This window comes from Nocardia sp. NPDC020380 (assembly GCF_044386975.1).
Taxonomy (GTDB): domain Bacteria; phylum Actinomycetota; class Actinomycetes; order Mycobacteriales; family Mycobacteriaceae; genus Nocardia.
In genome coordinates this window covers 154965-177125 of the sequence record NZ_JBIRVQ010000001.1, presented here as the reverse complement: position 1 = coordinate 177125, position 22161 = coordinate 154965, and the positions used below count along the sequence as shown (strand labels likewise).

Annotated in this window: 15 protein-coding genes; 8 read left to right on the top strand and 7 right to left on the bottom strand. The window is 67.7% G+C overall.

What is annotated here, in order from left to right; translation table 11 throughout:
• Positions 1–43: 43 nt before the first annotated feature.
• A complete protein-coding gene (locus ACH438_RS00755; RefSeq protein WP_396999660.1) occupies positions 44–1837 on the top strand; it encodes an AMP-dependent synthetase/ligase in 1794 nt (597 codons plus the stop codon).
• Between the two features lie 52 nt (positions 1838–1889).
• Here ACH438_RS00755 and ACH438_RS00750 read toward each other — a convergent pair whose 3' ends face one another.
• A complete protein-coding gene (locus ACH438_RS00750) occupies positions 1890–2762 on the bottom strand; it encodes a LysR family transcriptional regulator (protein ID WP_396999658.1) in 873 nt (290 codons plus the stop codon).
• A 78-nt stretch (positions 2763–2840) separates the two neighbouring features.
• On the opposite strand from ACH438_RS00750, the gene ACH438_RS00745 reads away from it, so the two are divergent.
• The 4 genes from ACH438_RS00745 (at position 2841) to ACH438_RS00730 (ending at position 7067) form a co-directional block, all read left to right on the top strand.
• Positions 2841–4253, top strand: a complete 1413-nt coding sequence (locus tag ACH438_RS00745) for an MFS transporter (protein WP_396999656.1) — start codon at positions 2841–2843, stop codon at positions 4251–4253.
• A gap of 26 nt (positions 4254–4279) precedes the next feature.
• Entirely contained in the window at positions 4280–4741 is a 462-nt protein-coding gene (locus tag ACH438_RS00740) for a VOC family protein (protein ID WP_396999654.1), read from the top strand.
• A gap of 54 nt (positions 4742–4795) precedes the next feature.
• Positions 4796–6319: a molybdopterin-dependent oxidoreductase gene (locus ACH438_RS00735; RefSeq protein WP_396999652.1), complete on the top strand. Its 1524-nt coding sequence runs from the start codon at positions 4796–4798 to the stop codon at positions 6317–6319.
• A gap of 121 nt (positions 6320–6440) precedes the next feature.
• On the top strand, positions 6441–7067 hold the full coding sequence (locus ACH438_RS00730) for a Uma2 family endonuclease (RefSeq protein WP_396999650.1): 627 nt from the start codon (positions 6441–6443) through the stop codon (positions 7065–7067).
• A 134-nt stretch (positions 7068–7201) separates the two neighbouring features.
• Here ACH438_RS00730 and ACH438_RS00725 read toward each other — a convergent pair whose 3' ends face one another.
• From ACH438_RS00725 to ACH438_RS00715, 3 genes are read right to left on the bottom strand one after another with little or no spacing between them, the layout of a single operon-like run.
• On the bottom strand, positions 7202–8695 hold the full coding sequence (locus ACH438_RS00725) for a DHA2 family efflux MFS transporter permease subunit (RefSeq protein ID WP_396999648.1): 1494 nt from the start codon (positions 8693–8695) through the stop codon (positions 7202–7204).
• Positions 8696–8706: 11 nt separating this feature from the next.
• Positions 8707–9399: a PadR family transcriptional regulator gene (locus ACH438_RS00720; protein ID WP_396999646.1), complete on the bottom strand. Its 693-nt coding sequence runs from the start codon at positions 9397–9399 to the stop codon at positions 8707–8709.
• Positions 9396–10844, bottom strand: a complete 1449-nt coding sequence (locus ACH438_RS00715) for an FUSC family protein (protein WP_396999644.1) — start codon at positions 10842–10844, stop codon at positions 9396–9398. The genes ACH438_RS00720 and ACH438_RS00715 overlap by 4 nt, the downstream gene beginning before the upstream one ends.
• A 105-nt stretch (positions 10845–10949) precedes the next feature.
• On the opposite strand from ACH438_RS00715, the gene ACH438_RS00710 reads away from it, so the two are divergent.
• Positions 10950–11825: a GNAT family N-acetyltransferase gene (locus ACH438_RS00710; RefSeq protein ID WP_396999642.1), complete on the top strand. Its 876-nt coding sequence runs from the start codon at positions 10950–10952 to the stop codon at positions 11823–11825.
• Between the two features lie 40 nt (positions 11826–11865).
• On the top strand, positions 11866–12492 hold the full coding sequence (locus ACH438_RS00705) for a Uma2 family endonuclease (protein WP_396999640.1): 627 nt from the start codon (positions 11866–11868) through the stop codon (positions 12490–12492).
• Positions 12493–12732: 240 nt separating this feature from the next.
• On the opposite strand, the gene ACH438_RS00700 is transcribed toward ACH438_RS00705, so the two are convergent.
• Entirely contained in the window at positions 12733–16527 is a 3795-nt protein-coding gene (locus tag ACH438_RS00700; RefSeq protein ID WP_396999638.1) for a multifunctional oxoglutarate decarboxylase/oxoglutarate dehydrogenase thiamine pyrophosphate-binding subunit/dihydrolipoyllysine-residue succinyltransferase subunit, read from the bottom strand.
• Between the two features lie 112 nt (positions 16528–16639).
• The gene (locus tag ACH438_RS00695; protein WP_397000701.1) at positions 16640–20440 is read right to left on the bottom strand and encodes an ABC transporter ATP-binding protein; all 3801 of its coding nucleotides are present in this window, start codon (positions 20438–20440) and stop codon (positions 16640–16642) included.
• Between the two features lie 226 nt (positions 20441–20666).
• Here ACH438_RS00695 and ACH438_RS00690 point away from each other — a divergent pair, with 226 nt between their 5' ends.
• Positions 20667–21203 carry a VOC family protein gene (locus ACH438_RS00690; protein WP_396999636.1) on the top strand — a complete coding sequence of 179 codons (537 nt, stop codon included), beginning with the start codon at positions 20667–20669 and terminating at the stop codon, positions 21201–21203.
• Between the two features lie 12 nt (positions 21204–21215).
• Here the strand turns inward: ACH438_RS00690 and ACH438_RS00685 are convergent, their stop codons facing one another.
• A complete protein-coding gene (locus ACH438_RS00685) occupies positions 21216–21998 on the bottom strand; it encodes an ABC transporter permease (protein WP_396999634.1) in 783 nt (260 codons plus the stop codon).
• Between the last annotated feature and the right edge of the window lie 163 nt (positions 21999–22161).

Genomic DNA, 22161 nt, shown 5'->3' with positions numbered 1-22161 from the left:
GGCGTAAATTACCCGCCAGTAAACCCACTGTGGAAGGGCAGCGATGCGAGAGTTCGAAGTCCCGGCTACCTACACCATCCCGGAGAACGCCAATATGTCGGACGGCGCGTTCCGGCATGCGGAGAAGACTCCCGACCTGGTGGTCTTCAATACTCCGGACGGTAAGGGCGGCTGGAACGACGTCACGGCGGCGGAATTCGCCAAGACCGTGACCGACGTGGCAAAGGGCCTGGTGGCCGCCGGCGTCGAGCTCGGTGATCGCGTGGCCATCATGGCCGCCACCAGCTACGAGTGGGTCGTCCTCGACTTCGCCATCTGGGCCGCCGGCGGCTGCACCGTCGCCATCTTCGACAGCTCCTCGGCCGAGCAGGTGCGCTGGATCCTCTCCGATTCCGCCACCAAACTCATCGTCGTCCAGAACGACAAGCACCGCGCCACCATCGCCGAGATCGAAGGCGGACTGGGCGCGCTCAACGAGGTGCTGCAGATCGACAAGAACGCCATCGCCGACCTCATCGCCCGCGGTAAGGACATCGACGAGAGCGTCATCCACGAGCGCCGCGCCCAGGTGAAGGCCGCCTCCCCGGCCACCCTCATCTACACGTCCGGCACCACGGGCCGGCCCAAGGGCGTCATGCTCTCGCACGCCAACCTGTACGCGGAATCCGCCGCCGACCGGTCGGCCATGCCGGAATTCCTGCAGCCCGGCCGCAAGACCCTGCTGTTCCTGCCGCTGGCCCACGTGTTCGCGCGCGCGGTCGCGCTGGCCGCCTTCGACGCCGGCGTCACCACCGCGCACTCCGCCGACTGGTCCACCCTGGTCGAGCAGTTCGGCGCCTACAAGCCCGATTTCATCCTTTCGGTGCCGCGCGTCTTCGAGAAGGTGTTCAACGGCGCCAAGCAGAAGGCGCACGACGACGGCAAGGGCAAGATTTTCGACTACGCCTCCGACATCGCCGTCCAGTACAGCGAATCGCTGCAGAACGGCGGGCCCAACATCCTGCTCAAGCTGCAGCACCTGGTCTTCGACAAGCTGGTGTACTCCAAGCTGCGCGAGGCCATGGGCGGGCAGTGCTCGTCGGCCGTCTCCGGCGGCGGACCGCTGGGATCCCGTCTCGGCCACTACTTCCGCGGCGCCGGCGTCACCATCTACGAGGGCTACGGCCTCACCGAATCCACCGCCGCCGTCAGCGTGAACACCCCCAAGTTCATCAAGGTCGGCTCGGTCGGCCGCCCGCTGCCCGGCCACGGCGCCAAGGTCGCCGACGACGGCGAACTGCTCATCAAGGGCCCGGTCGTCTTCGCCGGCTACTGGAACAACCCGGAAGCCTCCGCCGACGCCTTCACCGAGGACGGCTGGTTCAAGACCGGCGACCTCGGCGCCCTCGACGACCAGGGCTTCATCTCCATCGTCGGCCGCAAGAAGGAAATCATCGTCACCGCCGGCGGCAAGAACGTCTCCCCGGCCATGCTCGAGGACTCCCTCCGCCAGAACGCGCTGATCAGCCAGGTCATGGTGGTCGGCGACGGGCAGCCGTTCGTCGGCGCCCTGATCACCATCGATCAGGAGACGCTGCCGAAATGGAAGGAACGCCACGGCATTCCGGCAGACACCCCGATCGAGCAGGTCATCGAGAACCCCGAACTGGTCGCGGAGATCAACGAGGCTGTCGCCGGCACCAACAAGCTGGTGTCGCACGCCGAGGCGATCAAGAAGATCCGGATCCTGCCGGTCGACTGGACGCAGGAGGGCGGCGAGCTCACCCCGAAGCTGTCGCTCAAGCGCAATGTGGTGATGAAGGAATACGCGGCCGACGTGGACGCGATCTACTCCTGACGTGAGTTGGAAAGGGTGTCAGTGCTTTCGGCACTGACACCCTTTTCCGTATTCAACGCCGGGCGAAATGTTCGATGGCCATCTCCCGGAAGCGCTGGGCGGCAACGGAAAGATAGGCGTCCGCACGCCACGTGATCCGGAGCAGACGGCGGGCGTCCGGATCGTCGATGGGGACTCCGGTGATCTCCGGTCCCGCGATCGACCGGGCCATGGTGGGGAGCAGGACCACACCGAGGCCGGTGGCCACCAGGGCGCGTAGGGAGGTCGGGTCGTCACCCTCGCAGGAGATGAGGGGCCGGCGGCATACCTTGGCGCACAAGTGCTCCAGCAGGATGCGCTGCCAGTACTCCGGACCGGTCGTGAGGAAGGGCTGTGCCGCCATTTCCGCGAGCGTCACCGACTGCCGCGCGGCCAGCGGGTGATCCAGTGAAACGCCCAGCAGTACTTGGTCGTTCATCAGTTCCAGGGTCGAGAGCCCGGGGGCGGGCGGCTGCGAGAGCACACCGAAGTCGATCTCGCCGGCCATCAGCCGCTCCGCCATCACCGTCGCGGTGGACTGGAACAGCCGGACCCGGACACCGGGATGCGCGTGCAGGAATTCGGCGACCACATCGCGGATGGACGTGACGTTCTCGGCGGCGATGGCGACCGATCCCTGGTCGAGTCCGGCCAGATCGGTCAGCTCCCGGCGGGCGTCGTCGAGTTCGCCGAGCGCCCGTTCCACGCGGGTCAGGAAGGCCGCGCCGAACCGGTTCAGCCGGATACGCCGTCCCTGCCGGTCGAAAAGCGGTACGCCGAGCTCGTTTTCCAGCCGGGTGATGGTGCGGCTCAACGAGGGTTGTGCCACCCGCATTTGCTCGGCGACGCGGCTGATGTTCTCTTCACGCGCGACCATCCGGAAGTAGCGCAGCTGCAGCAGATCCATGCTGATAACTCCAGAGGCATAGGAAGATAACCATTTTGGTCATGGAGTGCATGAGCGCGCAAGCCTAACGTCCAGTACATGACCACTCTCGCACCGCGGGTCCGGACCGAGACGGCAGCAGTCAGCAATCCCTGGATCACGTTGGCCGCCATCGCCGGAGGCCAGTTCCTGGCCGTCCTGTCCACCACCGTCATCAGCGTCGCCCTGCCGACCATGACACGGGACCTGCACGTCGGCGCCACCGCCGCCGAATGGATCGTCAACGCCTATGTGCTGGTCTTCGCCAGCCTGCTCATGCTCGGCGGCGGGCTCGGCGACCGATACGGACGCAAGGGCATGTTCCTCTCCGGCCTGGTCACCTTCGCGGTCGGTGCGCTCATCGCGGGAATCGCACCGAGCATTCCGATCCTGCTGGCGGGCAGGGTGATTCAGGGCATCGGCCCCGCCCTGCTGGTGCCGAGCAGCCTCGCCATCATCCGCGCCACCTTCACCGACGAGAAGCAGCGCGCGACCGCCATCGGCCTGTGGTCGACCAGTTCGGGGCTGGCCCTCGCGGTCGGACCGGTGGTCGGCGGCGTCATCGTCAACGGCCCCGGCTGGCGCTGGGTGCAACTCATGAACGTGCCGCTGGCGGCGCTGTTCTGCGTGGCCGCCGCTATCGCGGTGCCGAGAGTGCCGCGTACGCCCGCGCGTGCCCGATTCGATTGGCAGGGCGCGGCCTTGACCACCATCGCGGTCGCGTCGCTGGCCTTCGGGCTGATCGAAGCCCAGCACTACGGCTGGACATCGGGCTGGATGCTCGGCGCGTTCGTGCTGGCCGCCGTCGCGCTGGCGGGGTTCGTGGGATGGGAACGGCGACACGGCGATCCGCTGGTGGATATCACCCTGTTCCGGCATCCGAGCTTCGTGGTCGCCAATGTCGCCGGGATGGTGGCCTTCTTCTCGTTCGTCGGCCTGGTCGTGTACCTGAGTGCGTATTTCCAGCAGCTACAGGGACATTCGGCCATCCGCGCGGGCTTCGACGTGTGCGCGATCGGCATCGCCTTCGCCTGTGCCGCACCCATTTCCGGCCGGTTGGTCGGCCGCTTCGGGGCGCGGCCGCCCATGGTCGCCGGGCTGACGCTCGGCGGTCTCGCGGTGCTGGGACTGCTGACCCTGCAACGGGATACCGGCCTCGGCTCGATCTGGTGGCTGCTGGCCCTGGGCGGCTTCGGGATCGGACTCTGCCTGACGCCGATGACCGCGACCGCCGTGGCGGCCGTGGAACATCACTACGCCGGTATGGCCTCGTCGGTACACAATGCGATGCGGCAGCTGGGTCAGGTGCTCGGTGTGGCGGTGCTGGGTGCGCTCGCCTATTCGGGTCCGGCGCTGGGTATCGGCGGCCTGCACCATGCGTTCCTGGTGGCCGGGTGCAGTCTGCTGGTGATGGCGGTCGTGGCGCTGGTGGCCCTGCGCGGCGATCATTCTCCGGCGCGGGCCTCGTCCTAGTCTGTGGGTGGCGCGCTTGTTCACCCATGACTTCGATCGAGGAGGAACCCATGCCGGTCGTCAACCCGTACCTGCTCTTCAACGGCAACTGCGAGGAGGCGTTCGTCTTCTACCAGTCCGTACTGGGTGGTGAGCTGGTGCTCATCCGCTTCGGCGATATGCCCGGCGACCCGGGCGATATGCCCGCCGATGTCGCGAAACGCATCGCGCACGCGGCCATGCCCTTCAGCGAGACCAACCTCCTCATGGCGTCGGACTGCCCGCCGGACCGCGAGGTCAATACCGTGAACCAGGGCTTCCACGTGCAGCTCGAACTGGACTCGGCCGCCGAGGCCGACCGCGTCTTCCACGCGCTGACCTCGGGCGGCGAGATCGATATGGCCTTCGGGCCGGTCCCGTGGGCCGAGGCGTACGGGCTCGGCACCGACAAGTTCGGCGTCTCCTGGATGGTCAACTACACCGGAAATGTGACCATGCGGTCGTCATAATTCCGTCACTCTTCGATCGGGTCCACGGGACGATTCCGGCAGTAGGGTCGGTTCGTGGCCGATCGTGGAGTGCGGGTTGCGAGTGGCATCGCCGCGGGTGTCGTCGTCATCGGCGTCGCCGAGATAGTGTCCGTGCTGATCAGCCCGGACAGCACCCCATTGCAGGCGGTCGGCGGGTGGATCATCGATCACACGCCCACCGGTTTCCGGGAATGGGTCATCGGGCTGGTCGGCACCGACGACAAGCTGCTGTTGTTCGTCTGCATGGGCGTGGGCGCGTTCCTGCTGTCCGCGCTCGCGGGTGTGCTGGAGCAGGTGCGCCGGCCCATCGGATCGGCCTTGTTCGTGGTGTTCGGCGTGCTGTCGACGATTGCCGCGCTGGGCCGCCCGGAAGCCACCTGGACGTGGGCGATCCCCTCGATCCTGGGTGTGATCGCGGGAATCCTGCTGCTGCGCAGCCTGATCGAACGGGCGGAACGCTCGGCGGACGTCACCGAGTTCGCCATCGAACGCCGGCAACTCATGCGCGGCATAGCCATTGCGATCGTCGCCGGCGGCGCGGTGGGCCTGGTCGGCCGGGTGATCGGCCTGCGCTCCCGGTCGGTGGCCAATGAGCGCGCCGAGGTCACCCTGCCGCCGCCCGCCACCCCGGCCCCGCCGGTGCCCGCGGGCGCCGATATGCAGATCCCCGGTATCTCTTCGTATCTCACGCCGAACTCCGATTTCTACCGGATCGATACCGAGCTGACCGTCCCGCAGGTCAGCAAGGACGATTGGTCACTGCGCATCTACGGCATGGTGGATCGCGAAATCCATTTGAAGTACGGCGATCTCGCCGCCCGCCCGGCGCTCGAACGGCTGGTCACGCTGACCTGCGTATCGAATCCGGTCGGCGGCGATCTGATCGGCAATGCCAGCTGGCTCGGTTATCGGCTGGACGATCTGCTGAAAGAGGCGGGCCCGCACCCGGATGCGGACATGGTGCTGTCACGCAGCGTGGACGGTTTCACCGCGGGCAGTCCGCTGGCGGTACTGCTGGACGGCCGCGACGCCATGCTGGCGGTCGGGATGAACGGCCAGCCCCTGCCCACCGAGCACGGCTATCCCGCCCGCCTGGTGGTGCCCGGACTCTACGGCTACGTGTCCGCCACCAAGTGGGTGACCGAACTGGAGGTCACCAGATTCGATCGCGCCCAGTCGTATTGGACCGAGCGCGGCTGGTCCCCGCAGGGCCCGATCAAGACCGAATGCCGCATCGACACGCCCCGCGCGCACGGCACCTACCCGGCCGGCACCAAGCTCACCATCGCCGGTGTGGCGTGGGCGCAGCATCGCGGCATCAATGCCGTCGAGGTGCGGATCGATCAGGGGGAGTGGCAGCCCGCGCGGCTGGCCGCCGAACCGTCGATCGACACCTGGCGGCAGTGGGCATTCGACTGGGAGGCCGCCGGATCCGGTGTGCACACGGTCTGGGTGCGGGCCACCGACGGCACCGGCGCGGTGCAGACGGCGGATGTCGCGGACCCGGTTCCGGATGGCGCGTCGGGCTATCCGTCACTGACCGTTCGTGTCAGTTGAGCCGGATCGGCTGACACGCCGGGCGGGCAGCGGTAGAAGCAGTAAAAGTGCCGAACGGCCGTTTTGCCGACGGTCCCGGTCTACTATCGGCGCGGCAGTCGCCCACTCAGAGGGAGCGCGCATGTCCGGAGTACTCGAATGGGCGCGGGCGGAAAACCTGCAGCCCGAACCGATCACGCTCGACGTCTGGAAGAAGCTGCCCCGCGACTTCTGCCGTCTCGTCGAGGTGGTGAACGGTGACGTGGTGCGCGCCGAAGCGCCCGCGCAACAGCATCGCACCGCGGCCCAGCGCATTGCCTCCATGCTCGAGGCGGGCGCCGGGGCGCATATGGAGCGGTACAACGACGGCTGGCTGTATGTCGGCCTGGATCAGGACATTCTGTTGTGGGACGGACCGCGGGTCACCGTGCGGCGTCCCGATATCGCGCTGTTCTCCTGCGCGCCCGCGGATGTCGGCCCCATCCCCGCCGCGCGGGTGAAGATCGCCATCGAAGTGGTGTCGCCCGTGACCGAACGCGTGGACACCACCGACAAACAGGCCGAATACGCCAAGGCCGGAATCCCTTGGTACTGGCTGATCTACCTCGATCGGGACCGCGTCAGCGCGATCCAAACCCACGTCCTCGTGCTCGATCGCTACCGCCCCCACCGCAAACTCACCCCGGTAGGCGCCGAAACCGTCATGGACATGCCCATCGAACTCCGCATCGACTGGACCCGCCTCTGGGGCCTCGGCGTCGCCCACTGACACGGGCGACCGCCGCCGCGACACCGGTGCCTGTGCGGGCAGGCCACCCACTACCCGATCGCGAAACGCCCGCCCGGGTGTAAACCCGGGCGGGCGCCTTCTTCACAGCGGGATCGGTTGCCGCGCAACCGGACTCAGTGCAGGGCGTTGGCCTTCGCCAGGGCGGCGTCCTGTTTGGCGGCCGACTTGGCGTGACCCACGAACATGGCCGAGGCCGCCACGCCGATGATCAGGATCAGGGCGGGCAGGTACATGGACTGGCTCAGCGCGGTGCTGATCTTCTCCAGGATGCCCGCCTTCACCTCCGGCGGCAGATGGCTCAGCCCACCGGAACCGGTGCCCTCGCCGATCGGCCCGCTCGGCAGGCCTTGTGCCGCAATGCGAGACGACATCAGCGCGCTGATCGCCGCCGAACCCAGCACCGAACCCACCTGCCGCGTCGTGTTGTACACGCCCGCGCCCGCACCGGCCTGCTGCACCGGCAGGTTGTGGGTGGCCGTGGTGGCCAGCGGCGCCCAGATGCACGCGTTCGCGATACCCGCGATACCGCCGATGATCAGGAACAGCGCGATCGACCCGTCCGGCTTCATCAGCTGCGCGAAACCGAACAGCGTCGCCGAGAACACCGCGAAACCGATGGTCGGCAGCACCCGCGGCGGCATCCGATCCGAGATCTTGCCGATGAACGGCGCGAACACACCGGTCAGGATGGCCATCGGCGCGAACACCAGCGCCGACCGCGTCGGCGACAGGTCCCGCACCTGCTGCAGGTAGAAGTAGGCGGGCACGAACACGCCGGTCACCGCCGCGCCCATGGCCGCGATGGCCAGGTTGGAGGCCGCGAAGTTACGGTCCTTGAACAGGCTCAGCGGCACCAGCGGCTCACCCTTGTTGCGCGCCTGATTGACCACGAACAGGCCCAGCACCACCACGCCGGCCGCGATCATGCCCCAGATCCAGGCATCCCAGTGATGGGTATTGCCCTCCTGGATGCCGAACACCAGCAGGAACATGCCGATACCCGAGAGCGCCACGCCCACGAAGTCGAACTTGTGCTGATGCGTCGGCAGCGACGGCACCAGCCAGGCCGCCAGACCGAACGCGATGATGCCGATCGGCACGTTCACGTAGAAGATCCACTGCCAGCCCTTCCAGTCCACCAGCACGCCGCCCAGGATCGGGCCGACGAGGGTGGCCAGACCGGCCACGCCGCCCCACAGGCCCATGGCCGCGCCGCGCTTGTCCGGCGGGAAGGTGCGGGTGATGACGGCCATGGTCTGCGGCGTCATCAGCGCCGCGCCCAGGCCCTGCACGGCGCGGGCCGCGATCAGCATGTTGATGCTGGTCGATTCCGCACACCACAGCGAGGCCAGGGTGAAGACGATCAGGCCGCCCAGGTAGATGTTCTTGGGGCCGAAACGGTCGCCGAGGCGGCCGGTGACCAGCAGCGGGACCGCGTAGGCCAGCAGGTAGGCGGAGGTCACCCAGATGACCTGGGAGACGTCCGCGTGCAGATCCTTCATGATCGCCGGGTTGGCCACCGCGACGATGGTCATGTCCAGCAGGATCATGAAGAATCCGACGACCAGCGCGTACAGCGCCAGCCATGGATTGCGTTGTGTGGACATGGAATGTGTTCCTATCTCGGGTGGTCGGTGCGGACCCGGGCGAGGTCCTCGTCGGTGAGCGCCGCGCCCCAGTCGTGGCCCATGCCTTCTTCGGGGCTGCAGACGCGGTCACCGGTGTGTGGATCGATGTCTTCCCACTCCAGCTCGCCGGACTCCAGTTCGGCGATGAAGCCGCGCAGCCAGGCGGCTTCGGCATCGGTGGTGTGGTGAATGAAGTCGATGGTCGTCCAGTACCTGCGCGGTACCTGTCGGCTCGCCGCCCACTCGTGCAGTGCCGAGAGTTCGGTGAGCCGGCCCTCCAGCCAGGTGATGCGCTCGGTCAGCAGCGCGATCACTTCGTCTCTGGGCAGATTGTGCGCTTCGGCCAAAGCGACCGGGAAGATCGGGTACTCGTTTACCGGCTCTCGCAGGATCTCTGCCACCCTGGCGCGCAATGCCCGGCTACCAGCGGTTTCGATCCGGTATGTGGTGCGTTCCGGCCGGTTGCCGGCCCGATCGGTGCCCTCGGCCACGACCAGTTCCTGCTCTGCCAGCCGGGTGACGGTGTGGTAGAGCGAGCCGGGTCTGATCTTGATGATCTCGTCTTCGTGGCGGCTCGAGAGCAGTTGATACATCTCGTACGGATGCATGGGGCGTTCCTCCAGCAGAGCGAGTACCGCGATCGCCAGAGACGTCAACGCCGGTACCGCCTGCTTACGGGTCACTGTGAACCTCCATCATCCGCACCAAATATTCCACGTGGAATATACGACGTGGAACTCTCGGAGGGCAAGGGTTGCCCGTCGCGCTCCGGAGCGATCGCCGTCACACCCATGGGCACCGCCTCCGCGGCCGTGAGCAGGGTGTGGCCGTCGTGCAGTAGCTGCGCGTGCGCCGCCCAGCGCGAGCGCACCCAGCGGGCATCGTCGTGGGCGCAATCGATGCCCGCGTTCTCGCAACCCTTCAGATCGAAACGCAGCTTGTCGCAGAGGAGCCGGCCCCGCGCGTCCATCGGCTCGTGCAGGGCCGCCAGCAACTCCCCGGCGGTCGCCCGCATCCGCCCCTGCTCCGAATACAGGGTGCGCCGATGTGCGCGCGGCACAACGACACTCAGCACGACGACGGCCACGAGCACGCCGATCATGGTCTCCAGGAAGCGATCCCGGATCATCGGGCCGGCGGCCTTACCGGCGCCCGCCCCACCCGCGAAAAGCGCTGTCGGCGTGATGAAGAAGACCGCGATCGCGTAGTTCGAGCCGACGAACAACTCGATCGCGAACATGAGCGCGGCCACCAGCGCGACCAGCCAATACCCGGACGGCGACAGCTGATACAGGCCCGCGAAGAACACCAGTCCGGCCGCCGTGCCCGCGAAGCGGTGAATCGCCCGCGCCCGCCCGCCGGTTCGATGCGGGCCCTGCGCCAGCACCACCAGCGCGGTCAGCATCGCCCAATACGGATGCAGCCAGTGCAGGGACACCGCGATCCCGCCCGCTACCGCGCAGGCGATGCCCACCCGCAGCATGGTCGTCACCGCATGCGATCGCGCCGACCACGACCGCCGCAATCGCCGCCACACCGCCGGCACCCGCGGCCCTGCCGTCCGATCACCCCGCGAGTAGTCGATGCCCGCGCTGATCAGCGTCACCACGGCCGCCCCCGTCACGCCGAGGGCCGCGCACCCCACGATCGTCGCGGGCGCGACCCCGGCCTTCGCCGCGGCCATCCCGCCGCCGCAGGTCATCATGAAGAACAGCGCCCCCGGAGGTCCCGGCCGCGTCGCATTGATCCCGTACACCGCGGCCATCGCCACCAGCGTCAGCACGACGACCGTGACCACCCCGTCCCCGGGCCGCCCGCCAATCACCTTCCCGAGCAGCGCACCCGTCCCGGTGCAGGCGAGCAATCCGATCCCGGCCGCCACCACCGACCCCGTGCGGGTCCGCACCGGCCGCCCGTCCCCGTACATCACCGCGAACGCTCCGAAGGCCGCGAACATGGCGTACCGCGAATGCCCCGCCGCCACCAGCGTTCCCGCCGGAATCGCGAACGCCGCCGCCGACCGCACCCCGGACCGCCACCGATGCCGCACCGGCCCCAGCGTGAACAGGAGTGAACGCAGACGGGTAGGCGGCGGAGCCTGGCGCGGCGCTAGTGGAACGGAAGTCATCCCACCATTTCAGCACTCACCCGGCAACCACCTCCCGCGGGGCAAGCCTGAGCAAGCCACTGCGGCGCATGCTCGAAACAGAGCAGGCCACGCCATGATGGACGAATGTCGTGGACTGTCACCTCCGAGCTGCCGCACTATGACCGTGCCGCAGGCGAATTCGTGCACTCGGATCCCGTGCGCAACACCGTGATGCTGACGGTGGCCGCACGCGTACGCCATCAGGGAGCGACCGCATTCGACGACAGCCCACCGCAATTCGGCTGGTGGACCGGCCCCGACGGCCGAGTCGCCGCCGTCTTCCTCCGCACCCCGCCCTACGGCATCCTGCTCACCGCCCTACCCGGAACCGCCGCGGCGGACCTGGCCCGCACCTACGCCGCCATCGATCCCGCCCTGCCCTACGCCTCGGGCCCCGAATCCGCTGTCCACGCCTTCGCCGCCGCCTGGCAGCACGAAACCGGCGCGCCCACCATCCCCGTCCGAGCCGAATCCCTCTACCGCTTGGGCGATCTGGCGGACCCCGAACCCACCACCCCCGGCGCCGCCCGCCTCGCCATCCGCCCGGACCGCCCCCTGCTGATCGAATGGCTGGAAGAATTCTCCCGCCAGATAAACGGCCCCCAACCCTCCCACTCCGACCGCCAAACCGATGACCGCCTCACCCACGGCGGCCTCTCCCTCTGGCACATAGACGGCCACCCGGTCTCCCTCGCAGGCACCACCCGCCGAATCTCCGGCACCGTCCGCATAGGCCCCGTCTACACCCCGAAACCCTTCCGCGGCAAAGGCTTCGCCGCCGCCATAACCACCTACGTCTGCCAATCCGAACTAGCCGCCGGCACCAAGGAAATCCTCCTCTTCGCCGACCGGTCCAACCCCACCGCCAACGCCCTCTACCAGCGCATAGGCTTCCACCCCATAGACACTCAAACCACCGTCCGCTTCGACACCCCGGCTATGCCCCACCTCGGCATATAGGATCAGGGCCGACCGCGGCGGCGATACAGAGGAGCGCATCATGTCCGAAGTGCTCGACTGGGCGCGAGAAGAGAATCTGCAGCCCGAGCCGATCACCGTGGAGATCTGGAAGAAGCTGCCCGAAGATTTCTGCAAGCTGGTCGAAGTCGTGAACGGTGAAGCTGTCCGCGCAGAAGCTCCGATACGACCGCATCAAAAAGCGGGCCGCCGGATCGCCGACATGGTCGAGGCGGCGGCAGATCTGCACATGAACCGCTTCAACGACGGCTGTCTCGATGTCGACACCGATTTCGACGTGTTGCTGTGGGAGCTGCCTCGCGTGACCATCCGGCGTCCCGATGTCGCATTGATCGAATGCGCGCCCCCGGAACTGCGACCATTTCCGGCGTCGAAGGTCAAGTTGATCATCGAGATCGTCTCACCGGGCACGGAACGTGTCGACACCGCTGACAAGCTGGCCGAATACGCGCTCGCGGGGATCCCTTGGTACTGGATCGTCCACATCGCGGACAATGCCGTCGCTGCGATCCAAACGTACGTACTCGACCACGTACTGAATCAGTATCGGCCGCATGAGAAGTTCGAGTGGACCGAAGGAATCACCGCGATCGATGTGCCGATCGCCATCAAGCTGGATTGGACTCGGCTGACCCATCTCGCACGCTGAGAGCACTTGTGTCGCAAAGTTCCGCGGCGGTGAGCATCGGATTGTGGTCCAGGGCCGCCCAATGGCGCAGGGCTGCGAACTGGTGCTCGATGTGGGCGTGATCTGCGATGGTCGGCTCGGGCATCTGCCTACGGTAAGTCCCGGGAAACGCAGTGCGGGAGTGTTTTCAGCGGGCGCGGCCGGAAACGGCGCGAGGCCGGAACTCGGGAGAGTTCCGGCCTCGCGGGGTCTCGGGGGAGCCTAGGCGGTGGGGGCGAAGGCTTCCTCGATGATCTCGGCCTGCTCGACGGCGTGCACCTTGGAGGAACCCGAGGACGGGGCCGACATGGCGCGACGCGAGATGCGGCGCAGCTTGCCGAACCGGGCCGGGAGGATCTCCGGGAGGTTCAGGCCGAAGAACGGCCAGGCGCCCTGGTTGGCGGGCTCTTCCTGGACCCAGACGAGGTCGGTGGCGTTGGCGTAGCCCTCCAGCGCCTCGTTCAGGCGGAACTTCGGAATCGGGTACAGCTGCTCGACGCGGACGATGGCCACGTCGTCGCGGTTGTTCTTGTTCTTCTCGGCGACCAGCTCGTAGTAGATCTTGCCGGACGTGAGGAGCACCCGCTTGACCTTGGACCGGTCACCGTTGCCCGACTCGTAGGTCGGCTCTTCCAGGACCGTACGGAACTTGTTGTCCGTGAAGTCCTCCACCTCCGACACCACGGCCTTGTTGCGCAGCATGGACTTCGGCGTGAAGACCACCAGCGGGCGGCGGATGCCGTCCAGCGCGTGCCGGCGCAGCAGGTGGAAGTAGTTCGACGGGGTGGACGGAACCGCCACCGTCATCGAACCCTCGGCACACAGCTGCAGGAACCGCTCGATACGACCCGAGGTGTGGTCCGGGCCCTGACCCTCGTGACCGTGCGGCAGCAGCAGCACGACCTCGGAGAGCTGACCCCACTTGGCCTCACCGGAGGAGATGAACTCGTCGATGATGGACTGCGCGCCGTTGACGAAGTCACCGAACTGCGCCTCCCACAACACGAGTGCGTCCGGGTTGCCCAGCGAGTAGCCGTATTCGAAACCGACAGCGGCGTATTCGGACAGCGCCGAATCGTGCACCGCGAACCAGCCGGGGCTCTTGGACCCGATGTTGTGCAGCGGCGTGTACTCGTCACCGGTCTTGCGGTCGATGATGACCGAGTGCCGCTGCGAGAAGGTGCCGCGGCGCGAGTCCTGACCTGTCAGGCGGACGGCCTTGCCCTCGTCGATGAGCGTGCCGAAGGCCAGCAACTCGGCCATGGCCCAGTCGACCTTGCCCTCGTACGCCATCTCGCGGCGCCGCTCCATGACCGGCTTGACGCGCGGGTGCACGGTGAAGTGCTCGGGCACGTTCACGAACGCGTCACCGATGCGCTGCAGCACCGTCTTGTCCACGGAGGTAACGAGATTGGCGGGCAGCTGCTGCTCGTCCTCGACCGACTCCGACGGCTCCGGCGGGAACTTCTCCAGCTCGCGCACCTCGTTGAAGATCCGCTCCAGCTGACCCTGGTAGTCGCGCAGGGCGTCTTCGGCTTCCTTCAGCGAGATATCGCCACGGCCGATCAGGCTCTCGGTGTACGCCTTGCGGACCGAGCGCTTGGTGTCGATGACGTCGTACATGTACGGCTGGGTCATCGACGGGTCGTCGCCCTCGTTGTGGCCGCGGCGGCGGTAGCAGATCATGTCGATCACCACGTCGCGGTGGAACCGCTGGCGGTAGTCGACGGCGATCTTCGCCACCCACACACAGGCTTCCGGGTCGTCGCCGTTCACGTGGAAGATCGGCGCGCCGATGAACTTCGCGATATCCGTGGAGTATTCGGTGGAACGCGAGTACTCCGGCGCGGTGGTGAAGCCGATCTGGTTGTTCACCACGATGTGCACGGTGCCGCCGGTGCGGTAGCCGCGCAGACCCGACAGGTTCAGCGTCTCCGCGACGACACCCTGACCGGCGAACGCCGCGTCACCGTGCATCATCAGCGGCACGACCGAGAAGTTGCGCGCCTCTTCACCCTTGGTGACGATGTCTTCCTTGGTGAGCAGGTCCTGCTTGGCGCGAACCAGACCCTCCAGCACCGGGTCGACGGCTTCCAGGTGCGAGGGGTTGGCGGTCAGCGAGACCTCGATCTCGTTGTCGCCGAACATCTGCAGGTAGGTGCCGCGCGCACCGAGGTGGTACTTCACGTCGCCGGAGCCATGGGTGGCCGCCGGGTTCATGTTGCCCTCGAACTCGGTGAAGATCTTCGAGTACGGCTTGCCGACGATGTTCGCCAGCACGTTCAGGCGACCGCGGTGCGGCATGCCGATGACGACCTCGTCCAGCGCGTACTCGGCGCACTGGTCGATGACGCCGTCCATCATCGGGATGACGGCTTCCGCGCCTTCGAGCGAGAACCGCTTCTGGCCGACGTACTTGGTGGCCAGGAAGGTCTCGAACGCCTCGGCCGCATTGAGCCGGGACATGATGTACTTCTGCTCGGCGACAGTGGGTTTCGCGTGCTTCTGCTCCACGCGATCCTGAATCCACTTGAGCTGCTCGGTATCCAGGATGTGGGTGTACTCCACACCGACGTGCCGGCAGTACGCGTCGCGCAGCACGGACAGCACGTCGCGCAGCTTCATGCGCTCCTGGCCGTGGAAGCCCGCGACATTGAATTCGCGGTCCAGGTCCCACAGGGTCAGGCCGTGCTGGGTGACATCCAGGTCCGGGTGCGAGCGGAACTTGTCCTTCACCAGCCGCAGCGGGTCGGTGTCGGCCATCAGGTGACCGCGGTTGCGGTACGCCGCGATGAGTTCCTGGACGCGGACGCTCTTGTCGACGCCGCGCTCCTTGATGTCCTTGCGCCAGCGGACCGGCTCGTAGGGGACACCCATGCCGTGGAAGATCTCGTCGAAGAACTCGTCGGAGATCAGCAGGTTGTGGATGGTGCGCAGGAAGTCACCGGACTCCGCACCCTGAATGATGCGGTGGTCGTAGGTGGAGGTGAGCGTCATCAGCTTGCCGATGCCGATATTGGCCAGCTGCTCGTCGCTCATGCCCTGGAACTCGGCCGGGTACTCCATCGCGCCCGCGCCGATGATGGCGCCCTGTCCCGGCATGAGGCGCGGCACCGAGTGATTGGTGCCGATGGTGCCGGGGTTGGTCAGCGAGATGGTGACGCCCGCGAAATCGTCATTGGTGAGCTTGCCGTTGCGGGCGCGGCGCACGACGTCCTCGTACGCAGTGTGGAACTGCGCGAAGGTCATGTCCTCGGTGTTCTTGATGGCCGCGACCGCGAGCGCACGGCTGCCGTCCTTGCCCGGAAGGTCGATGGCCAGACCGAGATTGGTGTGCGCCGGGGTCACCGAGTTCGGCTTGCCGTCGATCTCGGCGAAGTGCCGGTTCATGTTCGGGAACGACTTGATCGCCTGCACGATGGCGTAGCCGAGCAGGTGGGTGAAGGAGATCTTGCCACCGCGGGTACGGGCCAGATGGTTGTTGATGACCAGCCGGTTGTCGATCATCAGCTTGGCCGGGATGGCGCGCACCGAGGTGGCGGTGGGGACGGCCAGCGACGCCGACATGTTCTTCACGACGGCGGCGGCGGGCCCGCGGAGCACCTTGGTCTCGTCCTCGGCGGCCGGCTTCGGGCCACCCGAGGTGGGGGCGGCGTTCGAGGCGGGAGCCGGGGTCGTCTGCGGGGCACGCACCTGCGCGGGGGCCGGAGCCGGTGCCGGGGCGGGCGCGGCGGCGACGGGTGCGGGCTGGACGACCGGGGCGGGAGCGGGGGCGGGGGTGGGGGCTTGGTTCGTTGTGGAGACAGAAGACCCGGCGGCAGCAGCGGGAGCAGCGGCGGACTGGCTGTTGTTGCCAGTCGCGTCGGAGTTCTCCGGCGTGTAGTCGGCGAGGAACTCGTGCCAGCTCTCATCGACAGACGAGGGGTCTTGCTTGTACTTCTGGTACATCTCGTCAACGAGCCACTGGTTCTGTCCGAACTGGGATGTTGAGCTGCTCACAGCAGGTGTTCGCCTCATTTCGTTCTTCGCGCTGCGACGTTTGTGACGTGCCCGGCACGGGTAATCGGCGGATGCGCGCCGATGCGCCCCCTCTGAGGATATGCCCACCCCTGTTCACCTATGGGCATGGCTACCACCGAGCGGACACATTCTCTCGTGACGACTCGTCCTCGGCCGAGAATATTCCTTCCGTTGCCCGCGCCGCAGCCCACAGCCGGTCATAGGCGCCGCGCGCCGATAGCAGTTCTTCATGAGTGCCGATTTCGGTGATCCTGCCGTGTTCCACCACGGCGATCCGGTCGGCCTGCGCGGCCGTGGCCAGGCGATGCGCGACGATCACCGAGGTCCGGCCGCGTGTCACCGATTCGCTCGCGACCAGGACCGATGCCTCGGCGGCCGGATCCAGCACGGCCGTGGCCTCGTCGAGCAGCAGCAGATCCGGGTGCACGAGTTCGGCGCGGGCCAGTGCAATGAGCTGCCGCTGCCCGGCGGACAGTCCGCGGCCGCGTTCACCCACGGGTTGCCGCATTCCCAGTGGTAGCGCCTGGATTGTCGGCAGCGCGCCGACCGCGGCGGCGGCCGCTTCGATCTCCGCCGGGGTGGCAAATGGTTTGCCGAATGCAATGTTGCTCGCGATGTCGCCTGTGAACAGGTGAGCTTCCTGAGGTACGACGCCCAGCCGGGAACGGAACTCGGTCAGCCGGTAGTCGCGAATATCGACGCCGTCGACGGTGATTGTCCCGGTATATGCCGGGGTGTGGGCGGATTCATGTGATTCCGCTATTGGGAGCAGTTCGACATTGTCCGGTTTTTCGTGATTCCCGTCACGTGCAACAGGTTCCTGTCGCGGCATGTCGTACAAGCGGGCCAGCAGCTTCACGATGGTCGACTTGCCGGCGCCGGTCGCACCGACCAGCGCCAGGCTCGACCCGGCCGGAATGCGCAGGCTCACGCCGTCCAGGGCGGGTTCGATCGCGCCTTGGTATCGGAAGCGCACATTGTCGAAGGCCACGTCACCCTGCAGCCGCCCGTCGATGACGGCGGGCTGTTCCGGGTCGGGGGAGATGGACGACGGCGTGCGCAGCAGTTCCCCGATGCGCCGCAGGCCGACGCGCGCCTGCTGATATCCGTCGAACAACTGCGACAACTGCTGGATGGGCCCGAACAGCAGTTGCAGGTACAGCACGAAGGCGACCAGGGTGCCCGGAGTGGTGCTGTGGTGCGCGACCGCCCACGCTCCGACGAACACGACCGCCGCCAGCGACAGATCGGCCCAGACGCCCACCGAGGCGAAGAACAGCGCGATGGCCCGCTGCGCCCGCATGCGGCTGACCCGGTATCGATCGGAGAACTCCGCGAACCGCCGCGCGGCGCGCCCCTCGTGCCGATTGGCCTGCACCACACGCAGTCCCGCCACGTTCTCGGCGAAGTCGGCGTTCACGGTGGCCGCGCGCTCGCGTGCCTGGCTGTAGGCGGAATCCGACACTTTGCTGAACCACCAGGTGCCCACCGTGAGCAGCGGCAGCGAAACCAGCACCACCAGCGCCAGTTTGGCGTCGATCACCAGCAGCGCGACCGCGATGCCGGACACGGTGATGAGGCTGACCAGGGCGTCGGGCACACCGGTCTGCAGGAAGGTGGAGAGCGCGTCGATGTCCGTGGTCATCCGCGTCATGATCTTGCCGGACAGTTCGCGCTCGTAGAAGTCGAGCCCGAGCCGCTGCAGATGCGAATAGCTGCGCACCCGCAGCCCGTACAGGATGCGCTCGCCGGCCCGGTTGCTCCACAGCACCGAGACCGCCGACACCAGCCAGCCCAGCACCACCACGACCGCGCCGATCACGGTCGCCTCGGCGAGCGCCCAGCCGTCGTGCCGGGTCACACCGGCGTCGATGGCGTATCGCACGATGGTCGGGAACACCACGCCCGCAACGGCGCTCAGCGCCAGCAGCAACATGGTGCCCGCCACCAGCCACTTCACCATGCCGAGCGCCCGCCGCAGGCGGAATCCCGGATCCGGTTGCCGCAGTTCGGCGTAGTCCAGCCCGGGCCGTTCGGCGGCCGGTGGCAGATCACCCAGGACCCGCCGGACCTCTTCCGGCGTATCCCGATCCGGCTCCTCGATCTCGTCCCGTGCCGCCGCGGGCAGCGATCGTGCCGCGTCCGCCGCCAGGGCGGCATCTTCGGTGGCGAGTGCGCTGTCTCCCAGCGTGACCGCTCGCTCACCGGGCCCGGCAGCCGGTGCGGGGAGCCGGATCACGCGGTCGGCGTGGGCGAGGGTGGATTCGCGGTGGGCGAGGATGAGGGTGGTGCGGCCGGTGTCGGCGGGGAGGGCGCGGAAGATGGCGGCCTCGGTGACGGCGTCCACGGCGGAGGTGGCGTCGTCGAGGATGAGGATGCGGGGGTCGGCCAGCAGTGCCCGGGCCAGGGCGATGCGCTGGCGCTGACCACCCGAAAGGGTCAGTCCGCGTTCGCCGACCACGGTGTCGTAGCCGTCGGGCAGGGCCTTGATGAAGTCGTCGGCGGCGGCCTGTTCGGCGGCGGCGCGGATCTCGGCCTCGGTGGATTCCGGGCGGGCCAGCGCGATATTGGCGGAGATGGTGTCCGACAACAGGAATGCCTCGTCGAAGACCACGCTGATGGCCGCGCGCAGATCCGCGGCGCGCAGGTCGGCGATATCGGTGTGGGAACCGTTGCCGTACAGCGCGATCCGGCCCGCATCGGGGGTGTAGAAGCGGGGGAGCAGCAGCGACAGCGTCGACTTGCCGGACCCGGCGGGGCCGATGATGGCGACCGTCTCGCCCGGGGCGATGTTCAGGTCGAAGTCGTGCAATACCGGGCGGTCGGGCTCGAATCCGAAGGTGAGCGAATCGATATCGATGCCGAGCGGCCCGGCGGGCAGTTCCACCGGCTGCTCGGGATCGGTGCGTTCGGGCGCGCTGTCGATGACCTGGTGCACGCGTTCCGCGGCGGCGCGGGTCAGCTGCGCCATGACCACCACGTAGGAGACGATGCGGGTGGAGTTGGTCATGGTGCTGACGTAGGCGGTGAAGGCCAGGAAGGTGCCCAGCCCGATGGCGCCGTGCAGGGCCAGCAGGCCGCCCGCCGCGATGACGGCGACCAGTCCGGCCTGCGGCACGGTGGCCAGGGTGGGGCTGAAGCGGGCGTCGATGCGGGCCGCGCGCATGCGCTCGGCGAAGAGCTTGCGGCCGTGCCGTTCCAGCACGTCGACCATGCGGGCTTCCTGCCCGAAGCCCTTCACCACGCGCACGCCGGTGACGGTCTCCTCGACGTGCTGGGCCAGATCGGCGGCCCGCTGCTGGGCGGACCAGGTGGCCGCGTACAGCCGCGGCCGCACCCGGTAGACGACGATCGCCAGCACCGGCACCACGAGCAACGCGGCCAGCGCCAAAGGCGGTGAGAGCCACAGCATCACGCCGGCGGCCAGCACGAATTGCAGTGCGGCGACCAGGGACCAGGGGCCCATGGACAGCAGTCCCTGCACGAGGGTCAGATCGCTGATGGAGCGCGAGATCACCTGCCCGGTGCGCAGGGCGTCCTGGCCGGGTCCGTCGAGGCGTTGCAGCGCGCCGAGCAGATCGATGCGGAGTTCGTGCTGCACGTCCAGGGCGAGCCGCCCGGCGATCATGCGGCGGGCGAAGGAGGCGAGGAAGCGGCCGGCCGCGAGCAGGATCAGCAGCACGGCCATGGCGGCGATGATTCCGGTGTCGCCGGCGGTGGCGCCGTCGAGAGCGCGCTTGGCCAGCAGCGGGCCGGTCACCTCGACGAGGGCGCCCAGCACCACGGCGCCGGCGATGCCCGCCAGCATCCACGGGTGTTCCCTGCAGCGCTCCCACAATCGGCGAAGCCAGCCGGACCCCTCTTTTTCCGGCACCCGGACCCTCATCTCCCCACCCACCTCAATCGACATCATCCAAGCTGGTTACAACCGTTCCGACCCCAGTTTGTTCCCTGGGTACGACAACCGGGAAGGCGTGCGGCCGGTCACGCAACCCTTCGGCGCGGTGTGAACACAACTCTTGCAGGCCTGGTGGGGGTGCGAAGTATGCGCGCTGAGCGGGTGCCGCCTTGTGCCCCGGGTGGCTGTCGTGGTCCGCTGAAGTGGGATCACCATCGTCTGGAAGGGAGTCGCGCACATGCCGATTCAGCGCCTCAATCACGCCGTCCTGTTCGTTTCGGATGTGGAGCGCTCGGCCGCCTTCTACGGCGAGGTGCTCGGGTTCCGGCGGCTGCCGGGCGGTTTTCCCGGGGCGGTCTTCCTACAGGCCGCGGGTTCGGCCAACGATCATGATCTGGGCCTGTTCGAGTCGCCCGATCCGTCGGCCGGGCATCGGACGGGCCGGATCGGGCTCTACCACCTGGCCTGGGAAGTGGACACGCTCGCCGAACTGCAGCGCATCCGGGAGGCGTTGACCGCGGCCGATGCGCTCGGCGGAGCCTCCGATCACGGCTCGACGAAGGCGCTGTACGCGGCCGACCCGGACGGGATCGAGTTCGAGGTGTGCTGGCTGGTGCCGGATTCCGCCGTCGAGGACGAACTGCGCAATCTCACCGCGCCCTCGCTGCCGCTGGACCTACCCGCGCTCATCGCGAAGTACGGCGCGGACACCCCGGGCGGCCCGCGCACCGATCACGAGGTGTGGCGTCGCCTGTTCGCCGGGCGCACCGAGTGATTCGCGGGGCTGTCAGATGTCCCGGCGGGTGAAATACCACCAGGCGCCGCCACCGGCGGCCGCGGTCCACACCACCAGCAGCACCATGGCGGCCGGGGTCGGTGCGATGAACTCGTTGCCGGCGAACTTGCCGCCACTGATGGCGCCGATCGTGGCCGACACCGGCAGGATGGTCGCGAAGCCACCGAATCCGATGGCGCGGGCCGTGATCCACACCAGTGGTTCCACAATGGTCCAGCCGAGCACGGCGGCCACCGCGAGTATCGGTGAGCGCAACAGGAATCCGGCCGACGCGCCGATCACCGCCCAGCACAAGACCGCCAGCGCCACCCCGAGCAGCACCAGGAAGAACCCGCCGTCGACGGGTTGCTTACTGCGCCCGGCCAGCAGCATGGCCGCCCCGCCGAAGATTTCCATCACGACGATGGTGGCCAGTGAAATCCCGCCCGTGACAGCCAGTTTCGCGCCCAGCAGCAGATTCCGGTCCGGTGTGAACAGCGCACTCAGCGCCAGCGACCCGTCCCGGTACTCCTGTCCGGAGGCCACCGCCCCGAACACCCCGGCCCCCACCACGGCCAGTACCAGCAGCACCGACACCAGCCACGACGACCATCCGATCGCATGCGCGAACCCGGGCTTCCCGCCCGGCTCGTAACCCAGCCCGAACGCCCCGAACACCACCACCGCCACCAGCACGGCCGCGAGCCCCACCACCCGATTCACCCGCACCGAAGTAACCTTCCGCACTTCGGAATTCCCGGCCCGAGCCACCACCGGCGGCACCGTGACGATCATCGAGCATCCTTTCGTCGAACACCGAGTCCTGCCGATCGGCCGCGGCCGGTCGGCCAGGTGCGCGCCGCGGCACCGGGTGCGGCCGCGATCTGCCGCGGCCTGCTCACCTCGGCGGCGATCGAGACGAGTCCGGCAGCCGGGCCGGCACCGTCGTGATGGTCGA

Excerpts from the sequence above, each read along its gene's own strand:
- ACH438_RS00730 (WP_396999650.1), top strand. The coding sequence starts at position 6,441 with ATGTCCGGAGTACTCGAATGGGCGCGGGCGGAAAACCTGCAGCCCGAA.
- ACH438_RS00690 (WP_396999636.1), top strand. The coding sequence starts at position 20,667 with ATGCCGATTCAGCGCCTCAATCACGCCGTCCTGTTCGTTTCGGATGTG.
- ACH438_RS00705 (WP_396999640.1), top strand. The coding sequence starts at position 11,866 with ATGTCCGAAGTGCTCGACTGGGCGCGAGAAGAGAATCTGCAGCCCGAG.
- ACH438_RS00715 (WP_396999644.1), bottom strand. The coding sequence starts at position 10,844 with ATGACTTCCGTTCCACTAGCGCCGCGCCAGGCTCCGCCGCCTACCCGT.
- ACH438_RS00750 (WP_396999658.1), bottom strand. The coding sequence starts at position 2,762 with ATGGATCTGCTGCAGCTGCGCTACTTCCGGATGGTCGCGCGTGAAGAG.
- ACH438_RS00700 (WP_396999638.1), bottom strand. The coding sequence starts at position 16,527 with ATGAGGCGAACACCTGCTGTGAGCAGCTCAACATCCCAGTTCGGACAG.
- ACH438_RS00695 (WP_397000701.1), bottom strand. The coding sequence starts at position 20,440 with ATGTCGATTGAGGTGGGTGGGGAGATGAGGGTCCGGGTGCCGGAAAAA.
- ACH438_RS00685 (WP_396999634.1), bottom strand. The coding sequence starts at position 21,998 with ATGATCGTCACGGTGCCGCCGGTGGTGGCTCGGGCCGGGAATTCCGAA.
- ACH438_RS00710 (WP_396999642.1), top strand. The coding sequence starts at position 10,950 with ATGTCGTGGACTGTCACCTCCGAGCTGCCGCACTATGACCGTGCCGCA.
- ACH438_RS00755 (WP_396999660.1), top strand. The coding sequence starts at position 44 with ATGCGAGAGTTCGAAGTCCCGGCTACCTACACCATCCCGGAGAACGCC.
- ACH438_RS00725 (WP_396999648.1), bottom strand. The coding sequence starts at position 8,695 with ATGTCCACACAACGCAATCCATGGCTGGCGCTGTACGCGCTGGTCGTC.
- ACH438_RS00745 (WP_396999656.1), top strand. The coding sequence starts at position 2,841 with ATGACCACTCTCGCACCGCGGGTCCGGACCGAGACGGCAGCAGTCAGC.
- ACH438_RS00740 (WP_396999654.1), top strand. The coding sequence starts at position 4,280 with ATGACTTCGATCGAGGAGGAACCCATGCCGGTCGTCAACCCGTACCTG.